The sequence below is a fragment of the Saccharospirillum sp. genome, from assembly GCF_040881935.1.
Lineage (GTDB): Bacteria > Pseudomonadota > Gammaproteobacteria > Pseudomonadales > Natronospirillaceae > Saccharospirillum.
This window is the reverse complement of record NZ_JBBECH010000015.1, coordinates 1-18,851: the sequence shown is the minus strand read 5'-3', so window position 1 is coordinate 18,851 and position 18,851 is coordinate 1. Positions and strand designations below refer to the sequence as shown.

Here is an 18,851-nt window from a genome sequence, read left to right as displayed (position 1 = left end):
CCTGTAGGGGGCTGTCACCGGCACTGTTTTCTTCCTGTCGCCCAGAGACTGGCCTCCTACAAAGAATGAAGACCAGGTAAACCACCATTCCGAGTGGCAACCCACCAACAATTCCGGTTTTTCTGGACGCTCGTTGCCTGCCTCGTTATCCTCTTCCGCCATTGAACAGCGGGCGAGCGGCCCCATCTGTGCACCGCGCAGTAGCGTAGGTTCAAAGGTTGTCTCGCTTGTTGTTACCGTTTTAACCAAGGGGAGCCTTACCCACCCATGAGTCTTTTCTGGATACTGCTGTTACCTTTGCTGGGGACAGTTGTACCCCTGCTTACCGAGCGCTTTGGTCGAACCGTCTGTGCCTTCTCAACCGCTGCCCTGCCCGCTTTGGCGCTGGTTCTGGTGCTGTTACAAATGCCTGCGGTGTTTGATGGTGAAGCCGTGGTTGCCACCGCGCCCTGGATTCCGCTGCTTGGGCTCGAGCTGTCGGTGCATCTGGATGGTTTAGCCCTGCTGTTCGCCATGCTGGTACTCGGTATCGGCTTGCTGATCATCCTCTACGCCCGCTACTATCTGTCCGACAAAGACTCGATGGGCCTATTTTACGCCTATCTGATCCTGTTTATGACCGCCATGCTCGGCATCGTGGTATCGCACAACCTGCTCCAGATGTGGGTCTTCTGGGAAATGACCAGCGTCAGCTCCTTTTTGCTGATCAGCTTCTGGAACCACAACACCGACGCCCGCAAGGGCGCGCGCATGGCGATGACCGTCACCGGCCTCGGCGGCCTGGCCCTGCTCGCGGGCGTCATCCTGATCGGCAACATTGTTGGCAGCTACGACCTGACCGCCGTGCTCAACAGCGGCGACCTGCTGCGCGAGCACGCCGCCTACCCGGTGATCGTGATCTTGGTCTTGCTCGGCGCCTTCACCAAGTCGGCCCAGTTCCCGTTCCACTTCTGGCTGCCGTACGCCATGGCGGCGCCAACGCCCGTAAGTGCTTACTTGCACTCCGCCACCATGGTTAAGGCCGGTATTTTCCTGATGGCCCGGTTTTACCCGGTGCTGTCCGGTACCGAACTCTGGTTTGTCATTGTCAGCCTGACCGGCCTGACGACATTGCTGATCGGCGCCTACACCGCCCTGTTTAAGCACGATTTGAAAGGTCTTCTGGCCTATTCCACCGTCAGCCACCTGGGCCTGATCACCCTGCTACTCGGCATGGGCTCCGACATGGCGGCCGTGGCGGCCGTATTCCATATCATCAACCACGCCATCTTCAAGGCCTCGCTGTTTATGGCGGCCGGCATCATCGACCATGAAACCGGCACTCGCGACATGCGGCGCCTGAACGGGCTGTGGAAGTACATGCCCTACACTGCCACCCTCGCCATGGTCGCCGCCGCCTCCATGGCCGGGGTGCCGTTACTGAACGGCTTTTTGTCGAAAGAAATGTTCTTCGCCGAAACGCTGGATCAAAGCTCGCTGGGCTCACTGTCCTGGATGATTCCGGTATTGGCGACCGTGGGTACAGCGTTTTCCGTCGCTTATTCATTGCGTTTCATTCATGACGTCTTCTTCAACGGCGAGCCCGTCGATCTGCCAAAAACGCCGCACGAACCACCGCGTTACATGCGCCTGCCGATCGATATTCTGGTGGCGCTGTGTTTGCTGGTCGGGATCTGGCCCGCCCTGCTGATCGGCGACCTTCTCGCCACGGCGGCCGGTGCCGTGGTCGGTGGCGACCTGCCCGATTACGGCCTCTACATCTGGCACGGCTTTAATCTGCCGTTGCTGATGAGCGCCCTGGCGATGACCGGCGGCGCCTATGTGTACATTAGCCGGGAAAAGCTATTCACCTTTCAGTCCCAGTTTCCGGAGGCCAACGCCAATCTGATCTTTGACAAATCGGTCAAATGGGTGATGAAGCATTGCGCCACCTTCATCGACTGGTTTGAAAATGGCTCGCTGCAACGCTACTCCTTTTTGCTGATTCTGTTTGCGCTGGTACTACTGGGGTTGCCGCTGATTGACCTGAACACCACCGCCGGTCTGCGGCCCCAGATCCCGGTCGATGCCGTCATGCTGTCCGGTGCCGCACTTCTGGCAGTCTCGGCTCTGGGCACGGTCATCTGGCATCGCAAACGGTTGATCGCACTGCTGATGTTGTCAGTGGTCGGACTGATTGTCTCGCTCGCCTTTGCTCTATTTTCAGCACCGGACCTGGCGCTGACGCAGCTGTCGGTTGAAGTGGTCACCATTATTCTATTGCTGCTGGCGCTGTTCTTCCTGCCACAGAACACGCCCAAGGAATCCAGCCCACGACGTGTGGCGCGGGACCTGACCATCGCCGCCATCTTTGGCGGTATTATCGGTACCATCAATTACGCCCTGATCACCCGGCCGCTGGACAGCATTTCTGAATTCTTTCTCGCCAATGCAAAAACCGGTGGCGGCGGCACCAACGTGGTGAACGTCATTCTGGTCGACTTCCGGGGCTTTGATACGCTGGGTGAAATTACCGTTCTGGGCATCGCAGCGCTCGGCATCTACAAACTGATCGCCCGCATGGGGTTGTTCAAACCCACCAGCGATGACTACGGCCGCCCCTGGACAGAAGACAAACACCCGATGATGCTATCGGTCATTTCCCAGGGTTTGCTGCCGCTCGCCCTGTTGGTCTCGGCCTACATCTTCTTGCGCGGGCACAACCTGCCGGGTGGCGGCTTTATTGCCGGTCTGGTTACCTCGATCGCCATCATTCAGCAATACATGGCTCACGGTGTTGACTGGCTTAAAGACCGGTTGAAGCTCGACTACCAGAAAGTCATCGGCAGCGGCCTGTTAATCGCGACACTGACCGGCGTCGGCAGTTGGGCCTTTGGTTACCCCTTCCTGACTTCCTGGTACGACTACTGGACCTGGCCGGTCATCGGCGAGTTCGAGGTGGCCAGCGCCATCGCCTTTGATCTGGGCGTTTATCTGACCGTAGTCGGTGCCACCATGCTGATTCTGGCCAACCTGGGCCAGCACACCACCACTGAACGCGCACGAGAGACGGAGCACCAATAATGGAAGCCATCTTTGCATTTTGCGTCGGCCTGCTAACCGCCTGTGGTCTGTTTTTGACCTTGCGCGGCCGTACCTTTCCGGTGGTCGTCGGCATCACGTTGTTGTCCTATGCCGTCAATCTCTTCCTGTTTTCCAGTGGCCGACTGCTGATCAATGGCGCCACCATTCTGGGCCAGTCCGAGCAATACGCCGACCCCTTACCGCAGGCACTGGTGCTGACTGCCATTGTGATCGGGTTTGCGATGACCGCCTTCGTGGTGATTCTCGCCATTCGCGCCCGCTCCGACCTGGGCAACGATCATGTCGATGGACGTAACCCACCGGGTGCAGGCCTGCCCAGCGATCGGCTCAAGGAGAAAAACTGATGCAACACTGGGCTGTCCTGCCTATCCTGATACCGTTGCTGTCCGCCACGCTAATGCTGCTGCCACCGCTGGCCCGGACGATCCGGCGACAGCGGATCACCAGCATGATCAGCCTGGTTCTGATGCTGGGCAGCGCTCTGGTGTTATTCCACTTAAGCACCGAGGCGACCCAACTGTATCAGTTGGGCGACTGGCAACCGCCGTTCGGCATTTTACTGGTTGCCGACCGGGTCTCAGCGCTGCTGGTATTGCTCACCACCGTACTGGCCACCGGAGCCGTGCTGTATTCACTGGCCGGTGACGACAACCAGGGCAAGTATTTTCATTCGCTGATGATGTTTCAGTTGATGGGTGTTAACGGCGCCTTTCTGACCGGCGATATCTTTAACCTCTTCGTCTTTTTTGAAGTGTTGCTGATCGCTTCCTATGCGCTGCTGATTCACGGTGGTGGCAAGCAAAAAACCCAGGCCAACGTTCACTACATCGTCTTGAACCTGATCGGGTCGGCGTTCTTTTTGTTCGCACTTGGCATGCTCTACGGCACCCTCGGCACGCTGAATATGGCGCAAATGTCGACCCGTATTGCCGACCTGTCGCCCGGTGCCAGCATTCTGGCCGAAGCGGGCGCTCTCCTGTTACTGGTGGTGTTCGGCCTGAAAGCGGCCATGATGCCGTTGCACTTCTGGTTACCCAAAGCCTATGCCTCGGCAAGCGCGCCGGTGGCAGCGATGTTTGCGATCATGACCAAGGTCGGCATTTACAGTATTTTCCGGGTGCACACCGTGGTGTTTGGCGAACACGCCGGAGATCTGGCCTACATCGCCATTCCCTGGATCTGGCCGCTGGCGCTGCTCACCCTGGTGATCGGTGCAGTGGGCGTGTTGGCAGCACCGAGTTTACGCACCCTGGTCGCCAACCTGATTCTGATTTCCGCCGGTACCCTGCTGGTCGCTGTGGTATTGCTAAACACCCAGGCCGTGATTGGCGGTCTTTATTACCTGGTGCACACCACCCTGGTCACGGGTGCTCTGTTTTTACTGGCCGACCTGATTGCACAACAGCGTGGCCAGGCTACCGACCGTTTTGTGGTGTCCCGACCAATGAAGCAGGCCCCCTTGCTGGGTCTGCTGTTTTTTATCGGTGCGGTTACCGTGGCGGGTCTGCCACCGCTGTCCGGTTTCGTCGGCAAAGCCCTGTTGCTGCAGGCGGCTGAAACCGCTACCCAGATGGGCTGGGTCTGGTCATCCATTCTGCTCAGCAGCCTGGCGGTGATCATCGCCCTGTCGCGGGCGGGCACCAATTTGTTCTGGCATGTCTCAGGCAATAAAACCGGCACCGAAAACGCCCGACCCATTCAGATTATCGCCATCGTCTTGCTGCTGCTGGCCTCCCCGGCGCTGGTTATTTTTGGCGGCCCGGCCACCGAATTTGCCGAAGCAGCCGCACTGCAAATGCAACAGATGTACCCCGAGGTACAGACTCTGATTGCGGAGGGTCAGCCATGAAACGCATTCTGCCTTTTCCGTATTTGAGCATGATACTGCTGGCCGTCTGGCTGCTGATGAACAACAGCATTTCCGCCGGAAATATTCTGCTTGGATTGATTTTTGCGGTGCTGATACCACTGGGCACCGCTTCCATGCGCAAAACCCAGCCGACGCTTAAAAAGCCATTAACCGCGGCGCGGTATTTGCTGATGCTGATGGGTGACATCATCGTCTCCAACGTTGAAGTGGCCATTCAGGTATTGGGACCGGTGCGGAAAATCACGCCCGGGTTTATCGCCATTCCGCTCGACATCACTCTGGACCTGCCCATCACCTTGCTCGCCAGCAGTATTTCGCTGACGCCGGGTACGGTCAGTCTGGAGGTCTCCGAAGACAGGCAGTGGTTGTATGTGCACGTTCTGAACCTGACCAACGAAGCCGATACCATAGCCAGAATCAAACAGCGCTATGAGTCACCGCTGAAGGAGATATTCGGATGCTAGAGATCGTGGTTTTAATCAGCTGCACCTTCGTCGGGATCGGGTTGCTGCTGAATCTGTGGCGCCTGCTGAAGGGCCCGAGTGTGCTTGACCGCGTGCTGGCACTCGACACCATGTACATCAACAGCATTGCTCTGATTGTTCTGCTGGGTTTGTACTTCGGCTCGCCCCTGTATTTCGAAGGGGCACTGTTAATTGCCATGCTGGGTTTCGTCAGCACGGCGGCGTTGTGCAAGTATCTGGTGCGCGGCGATCTGATCGAATAATGCCAGGCGATCTGCGTCGCCTGTCGAATAACTGTGGAGCCTTTGAATGAGCCTATTTGTAGAGTGGCTGGTCATAATTCTGTTAATACTGGGTGCCTTTTTTCTGATGGTCGGGTCCATCGGCCTGGCCAAACTGCCCGACTTTTACACCCGACTGCACGCGCCCACCAAGGCTTCAACGCTGGGCATTGGCGCTGTATTGATCGCTTCCAGCATCTATTTCAGTGTTAATCAGGAGGGCATCAGTGTAAAAGAACTGGTCATCACCCTGTTCCTGTTTATCACCGCACCCATCACCGCCCATATGATGGGCAAGGCGGCGATGCATAAGGAAAAACAAGCCCTCGACCGCACTCAGAACCAGCATTTGCAGGAACCGGCTCGCAACCGACTGCCGCCTGAGGCTACAGAGCAACCATAACGCTCTGCACTGTGACTATCGGCACCTTGTGACTGGCGGGATGCCCCTCATGATACAGAGTGAATCATTCAATGAATTCGCTCACGGAGACCACAGTGACCGCCTATTCCATTCTCGACCTTTCACCCGTCAACCAGGGCAGCACAGCGCGTGAAGCCCTGCATCGTTCCCGCGCCCTGGCGCAGCATGCCGAGCAAGCCGGTTACACCCGCTTCTGGATGGCCGAACATCACAACATGCCCGGCATCGCCAGTGCCGCTACCGCCGTAGCGCTGGGCTTTGTCGCCGAAGGCACCAAGCGTATCCGCATCGGAGCCGGTGGCGTAATGCTACCCAACCATGCACCACTGACCATCGCCGAGCAGTTCGGCACCCTGGCCGCCCTCTACCCGGACCGGGTTGATCTCGGCCTCGGCCGCGCACCCGGCACCGATGGCGCCACCATGCAGGCGCTGCGCCGCAACCCAATGAACGCAGCCGACACCTTTCCCGACGATGTGCAGGAATTGCTGCATTACTTCGAACCAGTTCAACCCGGACAGACCGTTCAGGCCGTGCCCGGCGCAGGTTTGAAAGTACCGGTCTGGCTGCTCGGCTCCAGCCTTTACAGCGCCCAGCTTGCTGCCGCGCTCGGCCTGCCGTTCGCCTTTGCCTCGCATTTCGCACCAGACCATCTCGACCAGGCTCTGGCGATTTACCGCGAACGCTTTAAACCCTCACAGTACCTTGATGCTCCCTACGCCATGGCCGCGGTCAATGTCTTTTCCGCCGACACCGAACACCAGGCCCGGGTGTTGAAAACCTCTGTGGAACAACAGTTTATGGCGCTACGTCGCGGCACTCCAGGCCCACTCAAACCGCCCGTCGAGCCAGACCAGGTCGGCAGCCCGATAGAGCGTGCCCAAGTCGACCATGCCCTGGCTGAATCCGCCGTGGGCACACCCGGGCAGGTGGAAGCCTGGTTGCGAAGATTTATCGACCGGACCGAGGTCGACGAAATCATTTTCACCGGTCAGATGTTCGACGACAAAGCCCGGTTCAAGTCGTTTGACATAGCCGCTGATGCGATGCGAGCCATCGCTGCCAGTCAGGTTGCCGTATAACGGGTGAGTCGTTCAGCCGCGCCTGCAGGATGAAACCCGAACTGGTCGCGGTATTTCTCCATGGTCATGCCCAGCTCACGCTTGAACAGCCGGCGAAAATTGCTTTCATCCTGGTAGCCGACTTCCAACGAAATCCGCGCCGAGGTTAGGCGGCTGTTCTCCAATAACTGGCAGGCACGTTTCAGACGTTCTTTCTGCAAATACTTCAATGGCGACACCCCGGTCGCCTGCTGAAACCGGCGTTTGAACTGGCGGCTGCTGATGTTCAGTTGCTGCGCCGCAGCCTCCATACTGACCGACCCGTGCAACGACTCCCGAAACCGGGCCTGAGCCAGGCGAACCAGCTCGTCATTGTGGGGTTGGTCATCGTCGGTGGCGCTGTACACCGTCGGTGGTGTCGGAAAACGGTCGACCTGCATCATTTTGGCCCCGGTCAGGGCGAGGTCCCGGCTGCCGACTTTTTCCGCAAGATGCAGTACCAGCTGGTAGGTTGTCTGAGCGCCGCCGGTGGTGCAAATAATCCGTCCATAGTCCGCCAATACAGAACGGGTATCGACCCGTACTTGGGGAAATAATTGCCGGAAATTCAACTCGCTGCGCCAGTGCATCAACGCCGGACAATGCTCAAACAAACCCGCAGCCGCCAGTAAAAAAGAACCGGTACAACAACTCGCAACCCGGCCACCGCGCCGGTAATGATCGGCGATGACCGACACCATCGGCTGCAGCCGGGCCAATGCCCCAACGATCTTTGACTGGCGGGAAATGGCATCGTAAATGGACGGCACTACCCAGAGCTGATCCTCCAGCGCTGTACCCGTATCGGCATAGGCCTCGTGGATGGAGCAATCCGGCGTTAGTTTCATGCCATTGAAGGGTGTCACTGGGTTACCGTCCATTGATGCGGTCACCCATTCGAACAACGGGCGTTCGCCACCGGCCTTAAGGTGACAATAATTCAGCGTAATCAACCCGTCGATCAGACTCACCGCCATGGAACCCACACAGCGGTCTGTTAACAGAATCACGACCTTCATCGTAACGTCCATTTTCGCCAGTAATAGGGCAAATATGACACTTATGCCCCGCTACCGCAAGGAACAGACTAACGGGACACTCACAGCAACCGGGACCCCCATCATGACTCTGCGCCCAGCCCTTTCAGATCAACAGCATCCCAGCCCAAGCCGGGTATCCGCCGCCAACCAGCACGCCGACCCCGGTAACGTGCCAGCCAGCTACCGCGCCATGGCCACCACCCTGAACCTGATCGGCCGGGTATCGCCCGACCTTGCCGCTCGGATTCTCCAGGCACTCTGGTTTCGCCCGGTACACGGCCGACCTGGCAAAAGAACCCAGACATTCTGGCAGAGTGCGCATCGGCGCACCGTTCTGCTAACCGGCCAGGGCGGTGTCGACCTGCACTTCTGGGGTGACCCCGGGGCGCCGCTGATTCTGGGTATACACGGCTGGCGCGGCACCGGTGCCCAGTTCCGGCATCTGGTGCCCGGCCTGGTCGATGCGGGTTATCAGCTGTGTCTGTTCGATATGCCAGCACACGGTATGAACCGCACCCGCTTTACTCATGTATTCGAATTCATGCAGGTATTGCTGACCATTCAGAGCCGGTTCGGCCGCCCGGCCGGGGTAATTGCCCATTCACTCGGTTGCCAGGCGGTCGTTCAAGCCATCGCCAAAGGCTTCCAACCCGGGCATCTCGCCTTCATTGCTCCGGGGATCAACATGGAGGCCATGCTCAACCGGTTCAGCCAGTCGCTGGGCTTGAGCGCAGCGGTCCACGACCAATTCAAAACACGGCTCGCAGCCCGGTCAATACAACTCAGCCAGGAATGGGTAGGCACCCGCGAAACGCTCTTCGAACGACTGTCCCACGACATGGCCAGACAATACATAAACCATCCCGGCTTGTTGATCGCGGATGATCAGGATGAAGAAATAAACTGGCAGGATTTCAAAACGACGATGGCGTACTGGCCCAGGGCAGACACCCGGATCAGCTCTGGCCTCGGCCATTACCGGATACTGAAAGACGAGGCGGTACTGGACAGCCTGGCCGAGTATTTCCGGGGTCAGCTGTGACCCCGTTTACCGACAACAAATCGTCACCGCTGATTTCAGCCCAAAGGATGGTGGCTGGCACACGCCAGTGAGGTGCCGGTCGCCTGCTTACCTCATGCAATCATGGCGTAAACCAGCCCCGCCAGGGCCAGCCCGCAGACGTTATAGCTGGCATCCACAGTAAACAATGCCCAGGGCTGCACCCGATCATCCACGTTGTAGACTGCAGTCTTTAATCGCTCCCAGACAGATAGGCCGAGTCCCAGAGTCAGCCCAACAATCAGGCCATCCAGCACTGTACTGCCACCGCTCCACTGATATAGCAACGCGATTATCAGCGTGGTGACAATGCCACCCAGCAAGGTCAGCGCCATCGACATGCCCGGCCCACCGTCCTGTTGAATCTCTTCAATCGTGCGTCCGGTTGCCTTCACCCAGGGTTTCTGGAACAGCAATGCATACCACAGCGCACCCAAAAAGAAATTGGCGAACCCGCCGATGATTACCGCAATAATGACACGCCAACTGAAATCCAGAGAGGACCAATCCATAAGCTTTCACTCCTCGCCTACTGACATCTCAGTGTATCGCAGCACCCGATCATTGCCAGAAAAGGGAACAGGAGGGACGGTATTTGCCAATTGGCTCTGTGAGGTGAAGCCGGTATGCTTTTCGTGGGCACCCCTGAGCCTCTGAGCTTGTTGTCCCGAGTCCACGGCGACTGACCGTGGTGGTGTAGCCAAACGAAAGAGCCCAATATGATGCAGTCCATCGGCCGAATGCTGGCCACCTACCTTACCCGCAGCAACCCGAAGAACCAGTCAGTTGAAACCAGTTCACTGGTATCCGTGCTACCCACCTTAAAGCGGGCTGATGTGTTGTTGGTTGAAGGCAACAGCAAAATCAGCCAGGGCATCAAATACCTGACTCAGTCTACCTGGTCACACGCCGCGCTCTACGTCGGTGAAACCTTGTTGCCAGGTAGCCAGGGTCTACCGGTAGCTGCGCTGGTTGAAGCCGATGTACGTGAAGGCGTGCGGCTGATACCGGTTAGCCATTATGCTAATTTTCACACGCGAATTTGCCGGCCTGTGGGGCTCAGTGATGACGACATTAATCGTCTGATTGCCCATGCCATGCAACACATCGGACACCAGTATGACCTGAAAAACATCATCGACCTGGTTCGCTACCTGCTTCCCACTCCTCCGGTGCCACAACACTGGCGCCGACGGATGATTGCTCTTGGCAGCGGCGACCCGACCCTGGCCATCTGCTCCTCCCTCATCGCCAAAGCCTTCCAGCACGTCCGCTACCCGATCTTGCCGGACATCGAGCACATCGATCGACAAGACCCCGGGTGCATCCGCTGCCGTGACGAGATTCTGCACATCCGCCACCACAGTTTGTTTACCCCTCGTGATTTCGACGTGTCGCCGTTTTTTCAGATCATCAAACCCCGAATCGCTGGCGGCTTTGATCCATACCGGGTGACCTGGTCCACTGGCTTGTCGGAATCGTGACTCCAGCATTACAGTAACGATGAGGGAGCTCGAATGCTGTCGAAATGAAAGGCTCAAGACCCCTGAGTGAGACCGCTGACAACGGTTGGCTGAATGACATTAATTACAACCCAGCGTCCAGTCCCAATCGTTGATGGTTGTAGTATGCACCTTAACCAGCACCTCACCTTTTTTGGGTACTGGCACTGGCCGCTCGCACAGCTGCATCACATCCGGTGTACCATAGCGTGTATAAACAACTGCTTTCATCCTGTTCCCTGCTCATTGTGAACCCGTTAGGTAGTTCTACAATGCAAGCACCGATGCGTCAATGCGGCAAGAGTCATGAAAGAATGACGCTGGTAGACCTTCTTTATGCGTTTTACACAGCCTCTGTTCCAAGGGCTGTAAAAAAAGAGGAAAAGGGAATGATACACAACAGAGTACGGGTCAGACTCTTTACACTCTGGCTAATCAACGCCGTCTTGCTGGCGGGCTGCACAACCACCCCGGTTTCCAGCCAAAACGACGATAACCTGCTGGGGAAGAACATCCGTTTTCTATACCAGCAATGGGGCGAGCCGGATTACCGGACAGCCACCACGGGTGAGGAGAATCAGCTTCATATCTGGGACATCAACGGCTGCATGAACAACATCACGACACGAGCAGACGGAACCATTGTTGGCTTTGCAGAAACCGGTGATTGCGATGTCTTTAAGAGCCGTTAATGGCATCACCAAAAGATCGATAGCCACTTAAAGGCTGACGCGTTTTATTCCCTGCGAATACACAGCCGCTCTTCAGGCACTGGCATCATAGAACAGGACATCGGTCTTCTGGCGATTAAGGGCATCCACCAACGCCGCCTCGTGGGCTTCATCGGAGTAACCACGACCGCGATCAGTATTGATGCCAAGCTTGTTAAACAGTCGGGTATCGGCATCTTCTTCAGGATTGGACGTGGTCAGCAGCTTGCAGCCGTAGAATATTGAATTGGCACCGGCAAAAAAGCACAGAGCCTGCATCTGTTCATTCATGGCTTCACGTCCTGCCGAGAGCCGCACATGGCTTTTTGGCATCATAATACGGGCTACCGCAAGGGTGCGGATAAACTCGAATTCATCCAGGTCTTCAACCTGATCCAGCGGCGTCCCCATCACCTTTACCAGCTTATTAATGGGAACACTTTCAGGCTGTGGTTCCAAATTGGCCAGTTGCACCAGCAGTCCGGCCCTGTCGTTGGCACTTTCGCCCATACCGACAATACCGCCAGAACACACATTCATGCCAGCCGCACGGACATGTTCCAGAGTATCCAGACGATCCTGATAGGTACGGGTGCTGATGACGTCACCGTAATATTCCGGCGAGGTATCGAGGTTATGATTGTAATAATCCAGCCCGGCCTCTTTCAACATCACCGCCTGTTCAGGGCTGAGCATGCCCAGCGTCATGCAGGTTTCCATGCCCAGTGATTTAACCTCGTTGATCATCTCGATAACGGCGGGCATGTCTCTATCGTGAGGGTTGCGCCAGGCCGCACCCATGCAAAAACGGGTGGAGCCGCTCTGTTTGGCTTCCCTGGCCCGCTGCAACACAGTTGCCACGGCCATCAGCCGCTCTTTCTTCAGCCCGGTATCGTAACGGGCGCTTTGCGGGCAGTATTTGCAATCCTCTGGGCAGGCACCGGTTTTAATCGACAACAGTGTGCTCACCTGCACTTCATTGGGATCAAAATGCTGACGGTGTACGCTCTGTGCCTGAAATAACAAATCATTAAAAGGCAGCGCGAAAAGTTCACGTACCTCAGCCGTTGTCCAGTCGTGACGGAGAGCACCGAACACCTGCATGGGGATTCCTCGCTTCACTAGTGAACTTTAGCAGTCTAAGAACGAAGCATGGCAAGTCAATTTTTGGAGAACCCTATCTTTACAGCTGTTTATTTACTGACCCGTAAATTTGCACGATGAGAAAACCCTGCGCAGCGTTATGTGAAAGCGTCCACCAGAATCCGGCTACCGCGTCGGCGGAAGCAAATGAAACCGGCGAATTGTAACGGTTTGTTACTCCCTGATGCACCCACAGCAAGCATCAAAGATACCGACAATAGAGGGTGAAAACGGCCCGTCTCCGTTCGCCGAAACTCATACCGGCAAAAAAGTACAGACACGGAATAATCCACCCTTACGCCCAGGCATCTTTGTGGTTCAACGTACAGATCTGCACTCTGCCAGGCATCATACTGGCTTGTCACAAGATTCAAAATGCATATTAAGGCCGCGCAATACAGGATCCACATAATGAAGATACGCTTTGGCTACGAGTTGGTATTCGACTGCCCCAAACCCACTCCGATGATCCTGTCACTGCATGTGCACTCAAGCCGGGTTAAGGATCTGGTCGTTCCCGACCTTATGGTTGCCGACCCGCCAATCCCGATTGACGATTATTACGACATTTACGGTAACCATTGCTCCCGCATCATCGCCCCCAAGGGCCCGTTACACCTGTCCACAGATGCTGTGATCGAAGACACGGGATTATCCACTCCGGTGAACCACGAGGCCCAGCAGATCGCGGTTGAAAAACTCCCTGACAAAACGCTGCTGTTCCTGCTTGGCAGTCGATACTGCGAAACTGATTCTCTGGTCGATTTTGCCTGGCAACGGTTCAGTAACAATGTCACAGGTTGGTCCAGGGTCCAGGCAATTTGCGACTATGTTCATCAACACATCGAGTTTGGTTACCACCATGCGCGAAACACAAGAACCGCCTGGGAAGTATTTCAGGAGAAAAAAGGCGTTTGCCGCGATTATGCGCACCTCGCCATCGCGCTGTGTCGCTGCATGAATATCCCAGCCCGCTATTGCACGGGTTATCTGGGCGATATGGGCCTACCTCCACCCTACGAAGAGATGGATTTTGCGGCCTGGATTGAAGTCTACCTCGACGACCGGTGGTATCTGTTTGACCCGCGCAATAACGCGCCCCGCATTGGGCACATTCTCATTGCCTGCGGCCGCGATGCCGCTGATGTCGCCATCAGTACTGCGTTCGGTTCCAACACCCTGACGCGTTTTAAGGTGCACACTGACGAAGTTCGGGAAGCAGCCCCCGTTCGATAACCCCAACTGTGTAAGTCGGTGTTGCTTGCTCTGCCTGACTGCTCCATGAACTGCAGGGCCACCAGGTAGAACTCGACCTGCAGCACGAGGAAATCACCGGCAATGAGCGGGCTAATAGTCAAGATCTCGGCCATTACCTGGCGTTCTACCAGTGCGCGTCAATGGGCAGTGGCAGCAGGATTCACACCCTGATCAGCCGCCCGGCTGCCAAAGCAAAAAAAACCTCTAAATATTCAATTGAACAATCTCTAAAGGAAGTTTACTCCCAAAATTCAATAACTTGTCTGGAAAAGTGACTTGATCAGCCATTATTAATAGACGCTTGCCTTGCCTAATGGTGGTTTACTGTTACTATAAATGTTCAATTGAACATCTAACAATAACAAACTTATGGGGCAGGTCCTTTCAGGATGTTCAATACAAGGCATGGAGCCTTCAAGCATGGACCGCACCCGATGGAGAACCAACCATGAACCTGTACAAAAAATTGCTTCCCCGCATCTCACCTACCGCAACCTTAATGGCATCCGCGTTATTGCTCGGCTTCAGTAGCCAGGCACTGGCCGAATGTGAACATGGTGCGCTCGATGCCATGTATTGCGACACAGACGGTGATTTGGTGGCTGATTTGCCGACCGATGAATCGCAGTGGGTTAATCCCGATACACTGATTTTCGCCTACACACCGGTTGAAGACCCGGCCATTTATTCAGATATCTGGCAACCCTTCATCGATCACCTGGCTGAGGTTACCGGTAAGGATGTGCGCTTCTTCGCCGTGCAATCCAACTCTGCCCAAGTTGAAGCCATGCGCAGTGGTCGACTGCACATCGCCGGTTTTTCCACGGGCCCCACGCCGTTTGCCGTTAATCTTGCAGGCGCGGTTCCCTTTGCATTAATGGGCTCAGACTCCGGGCAATTTGGTTATACATTGCAGGTGTACACTCATGTCGATTCTGACATCCATGAAATGGCCGACCTGAAAGGCAAGCGAATTGCCCACACGTCACCAACATCCAACTCAGGCAACCAGGCCCCCCGAGCGTTGTTTCCGGAACTGGGCGTGGTACCAGGAGAAGATTATGAAATCTCGTTCTCAGGCAGCCACGACCAGTCCATGCTGGGTGTAGTCGCAAAAGACTATGACGCCGCACCGGTAGCCTCGGAAGTCGTAGAACGCATGGCTGCTCGCGGACTGTACGACGAGGCAGACGTACGCCTGATTTGGGAGTCGGACCGCTTCCCGACAACCTCCTACAACCATGCGCATAACCTGCATCCTGATCTCGCCGAAAAAGTTCGCGAAGCATTTTACACCTTCGAGTTCGCTGGCACTGAGCTGGGTGAAGAGTTTGAAGGTGTCGAGAAGTTTATCCCGATCACCTACCAGAATAACTGGCGCGTAATCCGCACCATTCAGGCTTCCAATGGTGTTCAGTACACCCGCGATAATCTTCAATAAGCGCTTCAATAAGAACAGGTGCCGCCTTATAAGGCGGCACCGTCGGGAGTGAAACAGATGTTAGAAATTACCAACCTCGTCAAGCGATACGGGCGCAACGACCCGGTGCTCAAAGGCCTGAACCTGAAGGTCGACGGCAGCAGTGTTGTGTCCATTGTTGGCGCGTCTGGTGCCGGTAAAAGCACCATGCTGCGCTGCATCAACCGGCTGGTTGAACCGACGTCCGGTTCTATAAAACTGAACGACCACGAGCTGATCAATCTTCGCGGTAGCGAATTACGTCACTCTCGCCGTCGCATTGGCATGGTCTTTCAGGGCTTTAACCTGATCGATCGCCTGACAGTCATGGAAAATGTGCTGTCCGGGCGGCTGGGATACGTATCGTTTTTCCAGGCGCTGACTCGCCGCTTTCCACAGCCCGACATTGACCGCGCCTTCAACCTGATGGAGCGCGTGGGTATTGCGCACTACGCCAATAAACGGGCCGATCAGCTTTCCGGTGGTGAACGGCAACGGGTCGCCGTAGTACGTGCCCTGATGCAGGAACCACAAATTCTGCTGGCCGATGAACCAACCGCCTCGCTCGACCCCAAAACCTCGCAGCAAATCATGAGTCTGTTACAAACGCTGGCGAGTGAAATGTCGCTGCCAGTGTTAATCAATATTCACAACGTGACGCAAGCGCGGATGTACACCGATCGCATTGTCGGCATGCGCCATGGTCAGATGATTTTCGACGGTGAACCCAAAGATTTTAATCAGGATGCACTGGATGCCATCTACGGGGGCATAGAGTCTCCCGAAGAAGACGGTGGCGAGCCGCAAAACCAGACGGCCCAGGAGGCACTGGCATGACACCCGACAGAACCGCAACTGGCGCATCGTCGGGCAGGGTCTGGAAAAAGCCACCCTTTATAGCCAACCCCTGGGTACGCTATGGGCTGGCAGCCATTACCCTGGTTTACCTGTACTGGGCCTTCTCAACATTGCCGTTTAACTGGGAACGCATTGCCGAAGGCTTACCCCGCGCTGCCCAAATTTTTGGTGGTGCCTTGCCACCAAGTTTCGAACGTGGAGGATTGCTCTGGACCGGTTTTAAAGAAAGCTTCCAGATCGCGTTTTTAGCCACCCTGCTGGGTGTGTTTTTATCGGTCCCCATAGCGGTAATGGCTGCGCGAAATGTGGCACCCTTACCGGTTTATCTGCTGGGGCGCGCCATCATTATCGTCTCGCGCAGTTTCCATCCGGTCATTGTGGCGATTCTGTTTGTTGCCGCGGTCGGGTTTGGCCCGCTGGCGGGTATTCTTACGTTAACGCTGTACTCCATCGGGTTTGTGGCCAAGTTACTGGCTGAAGAAATCGAAGAGATCGATTGGGGCCAGGTCGAAGCCATGCGCTCGGTCGGTGCCGGTTATCTGAAGATGCTGGTTTACGGCGTTTTTCCGCAGATCATGCCGCGTCAGATCGGGCTTTCGATGTACCAGCTCGACAGCAACCTTCGCGCCTCGGCTGTGGTTGGCATTGTCGGCGCCGGTGGCATCGGCGGCACGCTGATGAATGCCTTCGGACGGTACGATTACGATTTCGCATTTGCCATTCTGCTGATGATCATCGGCATCATTCTGATCAGTGAAGGCGTCAGCGGATGGGTGAGGAAAAAAGTATGGTAGATCACGCTGAAAAACTGGCCGACCATGTCTGGTCACGCTACGACCGGAAAGAACAGTGGACCCGCTACGCCGTCTACCTGGTAACGCTGATTGCCATTGTCTGGGCGGTGCGCGATATAGACATTTTCTGGCCCTGGGTATGGGATGCACCCAATCAGATTCAGAGTCTGGGTGCGCGCATGTGGCCACCGCAATTCAATACCTGGAATGCGATTTTCAATGCCATGTTGGAGACGGTGCACATCGCCACGCTCTCGACCATGCTGACGATCTTCATCGCCCTGCCGGTCTCCTACATAGCGGCGCAGAATACCACGCCAAACAAGGCAACATTGTGGCTGGGTCGCTTCATTCTGGTATCGAGCCGTTCGGTGAATACCATCATCTGGGCACTGTTGTTCGTGGCCATTTTTGGCCCGGGTGTGCTGGCCGGTATTCTGGCCGTCATGTTCCGGTCTGTGGGCTTTATCGGCAAACTGATGGGTGAAGCCATCGAGGAGATTGATCGCCGCCCGGTTGAAGCCATGCAGGCCACCGGCGCCAGCAAAATGAAAGTGGTGCTGTACGCCATTGTGCCTCAGGTGATGCCGGCGTTCTTTGCCATCATCATCCTGCGCTGGGACATCAATATCCGCGAGTCCACCGTGCTCGGGCTGGTGGGTGCCGGTGGTATCGGCGTATTGCTGCAGGGGTCGATCGACCTGTTTGCCTGGCAGACCGTCGCGACCATTCTGCTGGCGATCGTTGTTCTGGTCATTCTGGGGGAAGCGCTTACCAGCGCCCTGCGCAAGAAAGTGATTTAACCCTGAGAAAAATACCGCCCAGCTTTCCCGGGCGGTCTATACGCCCGACCCAAACTGGAACGCAGGCCCTAGGTCGAATAGTATGGATTGTGGCAAAGCGAATACTCTGTTCACCGAGTTAGACCATGCCGAAGCACGCCTCGTATAATATCAACAAGGGTTTACTGATAGTGACTTTATTCTAATGGGCGCCAAAGAACGGCAGTACAGTATTCTCGAATGGGTGCGTGAGCAGGAGCATGTCGAAGTTGAAGACATTGCCCAGCGTTTTGGCGTCACCACACAAACCATTCGCAGAGACATCAACAGGCTTTGCGAGCAAGGCCTGTTGCGCCGTCGTTACGGCGGCGTCAGCCTGCCAACCAGCGCATCTAAAAACCCCATTGGCGAAAATCAGGTACGTAACTTACTGGCTAAACAACAGATGGCCGCGCGTGTCGCGGCCGATATACCGGAAAATGCCACCGTCAGCCTTGGGGTGGGCAGCAGCATTGAGCTGGTAGCACAGGCGCTGATCCATCATCAGTCATTGCGAATTTTAACCAACAACCTCAGTGTGGCTTCAGCGCTTTCAGGAAACTCCGGCATTGAGGTGATAGTGTCTGGCGGGCAATACCGGCACAGCGATCATGATGTGGTCGGCCCGGAGGTCACCAACTTCTTCAGTTCCTTCATCACTGACTACGGCATCATCAGCACCGGCAGTATGGACTTGGACCATGGGTTGATGGACTATGACATTCGCGAGGCCGAAGTCAGCCGCGCCATCATATCCAATACCCGGGCCCGACTGCTGGTGGCTGACCACAGTAAATGGACGCTGAACTCGCATTGCAAGATCGCCTCGTTCAAGTATGTTGATCGGTTTTATACTGACACCATACCCAGTGAAAAACGGGCTAACCTGCCAGAGTCGGTTGACATTATCGAATGTAGTGAATCAGAGTTTGAAGTTATTCTTCCTAGCGCACTTCAAACTTAACAGTGAACTGTCACCGACAC

The 18,851-nt window shown here is 55.8% G+C and carries 20 protein-coding genes; 16 read left to right on the top strand and 4 right to left on the bottom strand.

The genetic code is table 11. The features are described 5' to 3' along the window. The first annotated feature begins 267 nt into the window (after positions 1 to 267). The 7 genes from WEB54_RS01320 (at position 268) to WEB54_RS01290 (ending at position 7,205) form a co-directional block, all read left to right on the top strand. Complete coding sequence (locus WEB54_RS01320; protein ID WP_368052846.1) at positions 268 to 3,063, top strand: monovalent cation/H+ antiporter subunit A; 2,796 nt, start codon at positions 268 to 270, stop codon at positions 3,061 to 3,063. Beyond that, positions 3,063 to 3,428, top strand: coding sequence for a Na+/H+ antiporter subunit C (locus WEB54_RS01315; protein ID WP_028671331.1), 366 nt, complete (start codon positions 3,063 to 3,065; stop codon positions 3,426 to 3,428). The genes WEB54_RS01320 and WEB54_RS01315 overlap by 1 nt, the downstream gene beginning before the upstream one ends. Then, positions 3,428 to 4,933 carry a monovalent cation/H+ antiporter subunit D gene (locus WEB54_RS01310; RefSeq protein ID WP_368052845.1) on the top strand — a complete coding sequence of 502 codons (1,506 nt, stop codon included), beginning with the start codon at positions 3,428 to 3,430 and terminating at the stop codon, positions 4,931 to 4,933. The genes WEB54_RS01315 and WEB54_RS01310 overlap by 1 nt, the downstream gene beginning before the upstream one ends. Continuing rightward, complete coding sequence (locus WEB54_RS01305) at positions 4,930 to 5,418, top strand: Na+/H+ antiporter subunit E (RefSeq protein ID WP_368052844.1); 489 nt, start codon at positions 4,930 to 4,932, stop codon at positions 5,416 to 5,418. The genes WEB54_RS01310 and WEB54_RS01305 overlap by 4 nt, the downstream gene beginning before the upstream one ends. Further along, positions 5,412 to 5,681, top strand: a complete 270-nt coding sequence (locus tag WEB54_RS01300; RefSeq protein WP_368052843.1) for a K+/H+ antiporter subunit F — start codon at positions 5,412 to 5,414, stop codon at positions 5,679 to 5,681. Before WEB54_RS01305 ends, WEB54_RS01300 begins: the two co-directional genes overlap by 7 nt. 46 nt (positions 5,682 to 5,727) lie before the next feature. Continuing rightward, on the top strand, positions 5,728 to 6,102 hold the full coding sequence (locus WEB54_RS01295; RefSeq protein WP_368052842.1) for a Na+/H+ antiporter subunit G: 375 nt from the start codon (positions 5,728 to 5,730) through the stop codon (positions 6,100 to 6,102). Positions 6,103 to 6,173: 71 nt separating this feature from the next. Next, positions 6,174 to 7,205, top strand: coding sequence for an LLM class flavin-dependent oxidoreductase (locus WEB54_RS01290; protein ID WP_368052841.1), 1,032 nt, complete (start codon positions 6,174 to 6,176; stop codon positions 7,203 to 7,205). Here WEB54_RS01290 and WEB54_RS01285 read toward each other — a convergent pair. Continuing rightward, complete coding sequence (locus WEB54_RS01285; RefSeq protein WP_368052840.1) at positions 7,190 to 8,242, bottom strand: GlxA family transcriptional regulator; 1,053 nt, start codon at positions 8,240 to 8,242, stop codon at positions 7,190 to 7,192. The genes WEB54_RS01290 and WEB54_RS01285 overlap by 16 nt on opposite strands. A 103-nt stretch (positions 8,243 to 8,345) precedes the next feature. Between WEB54_RS01285 and WEB54_RS01280 the strand changes: the two genes are divergently transcribed. After that, on the top strand, positions 8,346 to 9,305 hold the full coding sequence (locus WEB54_RS01280) for an alpha/beta hydrolase (protein ID WP_368052839.1): 960 nt from the start codon (positions 8,346 to 8,348) through the stop codon (positions 9,303 to 9,305). 92 nt (positions 9,306 to 9,397) lie between these two features. Here WEB54_RS01280 and WEB54_RS01275 read toward each other — a convergent pair whose 3' ends face one another. Further along, a complete protein-coding gene (locus WEB54_RS01275) occupies positions 9,398 to 9,835 on the bottom strand; it encodes a DUF1761 domain-containing protein (RefSeq protein ID WP_368052838.1) in 438 nt (145 codons plus the stop codon). A 207-nt stretch (positions 9,836 to 10,042) separates the two neighbouring features. Here WEB54_RS01275 and WEB54_RS01270 point away from each other — a divergent pair, with 207 nt between their 5' ends. Next, on the top strand, positions 10,043 to 10,807 hold the full coding sequence (locus tag WEB54_RS01270) for a YiiX/YebB-like N1pC/P60 family cysteine hydrolase (protein ID WP_368052837.1): 765 nt from the start codon (positions 10,043 to 10,045) through the stop codon (positions 10,805 to 10,807). A 99-nt stretch (positions 10,808 to 10,906) separates the two neighbouring features. On the opposite strand, the gene WEB54_RS01265 is transcribed toward WEB54_RS01270, so the two are convergent. Beyond that, on the bottom strand, positions 10,907 to 11,056 hold the full coding sequence (locus WEB54_RS01265) for a hypothetical protein (protein WP_368052836.1): 150 nt from the start codon (positions 11,054 to 11,056) through the stop codon (positions 10,907 to 10,909). 158 nt (positions 11,057 to 11,214) lie between these two features. Between WEB54_RS01265 and WEB54_RS01260 the strand changes: the two genes are divergently transcribed. Next, on the top strand, positions 11,215 to 11,517 hold the full coding sequence (locus tag WEB54_RS01260; protein ID WP_368052835.1) for a hypothetical protein: 303 nt from the start codon (positions 11,215 to 11,217) through the stop codon (positions 11,515 to 11,517). A 72-nt stretch (positions 11,518 to 11,589) separates the two neighbouring features. Here the strand turns inward: WEB54_RS01260 and bioB are convergent, their stop codons facing one another. Then, positions 11,590 to 12,639 carry a biotin synthase BioB gene (bioB, locus tag WEB54_RS01255; RefSeq protein WP_368052834.1) on the bottom strand — a complete coding sequence of 350 codons (1,050 nt, stop codon included), beginning with the start codon at positions 12,637 to 12,639 and terminating at the stop codon, positions 11,590 to 11,592. A 450-nt stretch (positions 12,640 to 13,089) separates the two neighbouring features. Between bioB and WEB54_RS01250 the strand changes: the two genes are divergently transcribed. The 6 genes from WEB54_RS01250 to WEB54_RS01225 all read left to right on the top strand — a co-directional run bounded on the left by WEB54_RS01250 (position 13,090) and on the right by WEB54_RS01225 (position 18,831). Then, positions 13,090 to 13,914, top strand: coding sequence for a transglutaminase family protein (locus tag WEB54_RS01250; protein ID WP_368052833.1), 825 nt, complete (start codon positions 13,090 to 13,092; stop codon positions 13,912 to 13,914). A gap of 469 nt (positions 13,915 to 14,383) precedes the next feature. Then, on the top strand, positions 14,384 to 15,376 hold the full coding sequence (gene phnD / locus WEB54_RS01245) for a phosphate/phosphite/phosphonate ABC transporter substrate-binding protein (protein WP_368052832.1): 993 nt from the start codon (positions 14,384 to 14,386) through the stop codon (positions 15,374 to 15,376). Positions 15,377 to 15,433: 57 nt separating this feature from the next. Continuing rightward, complete coding sequence (phnC, locus tag WEB54_RS01240; RefSeq protein ID WP_368052831.1) at positions 15,434 to 16,231, top strand: phosphonate ABC transporter ATP-binding protein; 798 nt, start codon at positions 15,434 to 15,436, stop codon at positions 16,229 to 16,231. Beyond that, a complete protein-coding gene (gene phnE / locus WEB54_RS01235) occupies positions 16,228 to 17,046 on the top strand; it encodes a phosphonate ABC transporter, permease protein PhnE (RefSeq protein WP_368052830.1) in 819 nt (272 codons plus the stop codon). The genes phnC and phnE (WEB54_RS01235) overlap by 4 nt, the downstream gene beginning before the upstream one ends. Next, on the top strand, positions 17,040 to 17,849 hold the full coding sequence (phnE, locus tag WEB54_RS01230; protein ID WP_368052829.1) for a phosphonate ABC transporter, permease protein PhnE: 810 nt from the start codon (positions 17,040 to 17,042) through the stop codon (positions 17,847 to 17,849). The genes phnE (WEB54_RS01235) and phnE (WEB54_RS01230) overlap by 7 nt, the downstream gene beginning before the upstream one ends. A gap of 184 nt (positions 17,850 to 18,033) precedes the next feature. Next, the gene (locus WEB54_RS01225; protein WP_368052828.1) at positions 18,034 to 18,831 is read left to right on the top strand and encodes a DeoR/GlpR family DNA-binding transcription regulator; all 798 of its coding nucleotides are present in this window, start codon (positions 18,034 to 18,036) and stop codon (positions 18,829 to 18,831) included. Positions 18,832 to 18,851 lie beyond the last annotated feature (20 nt).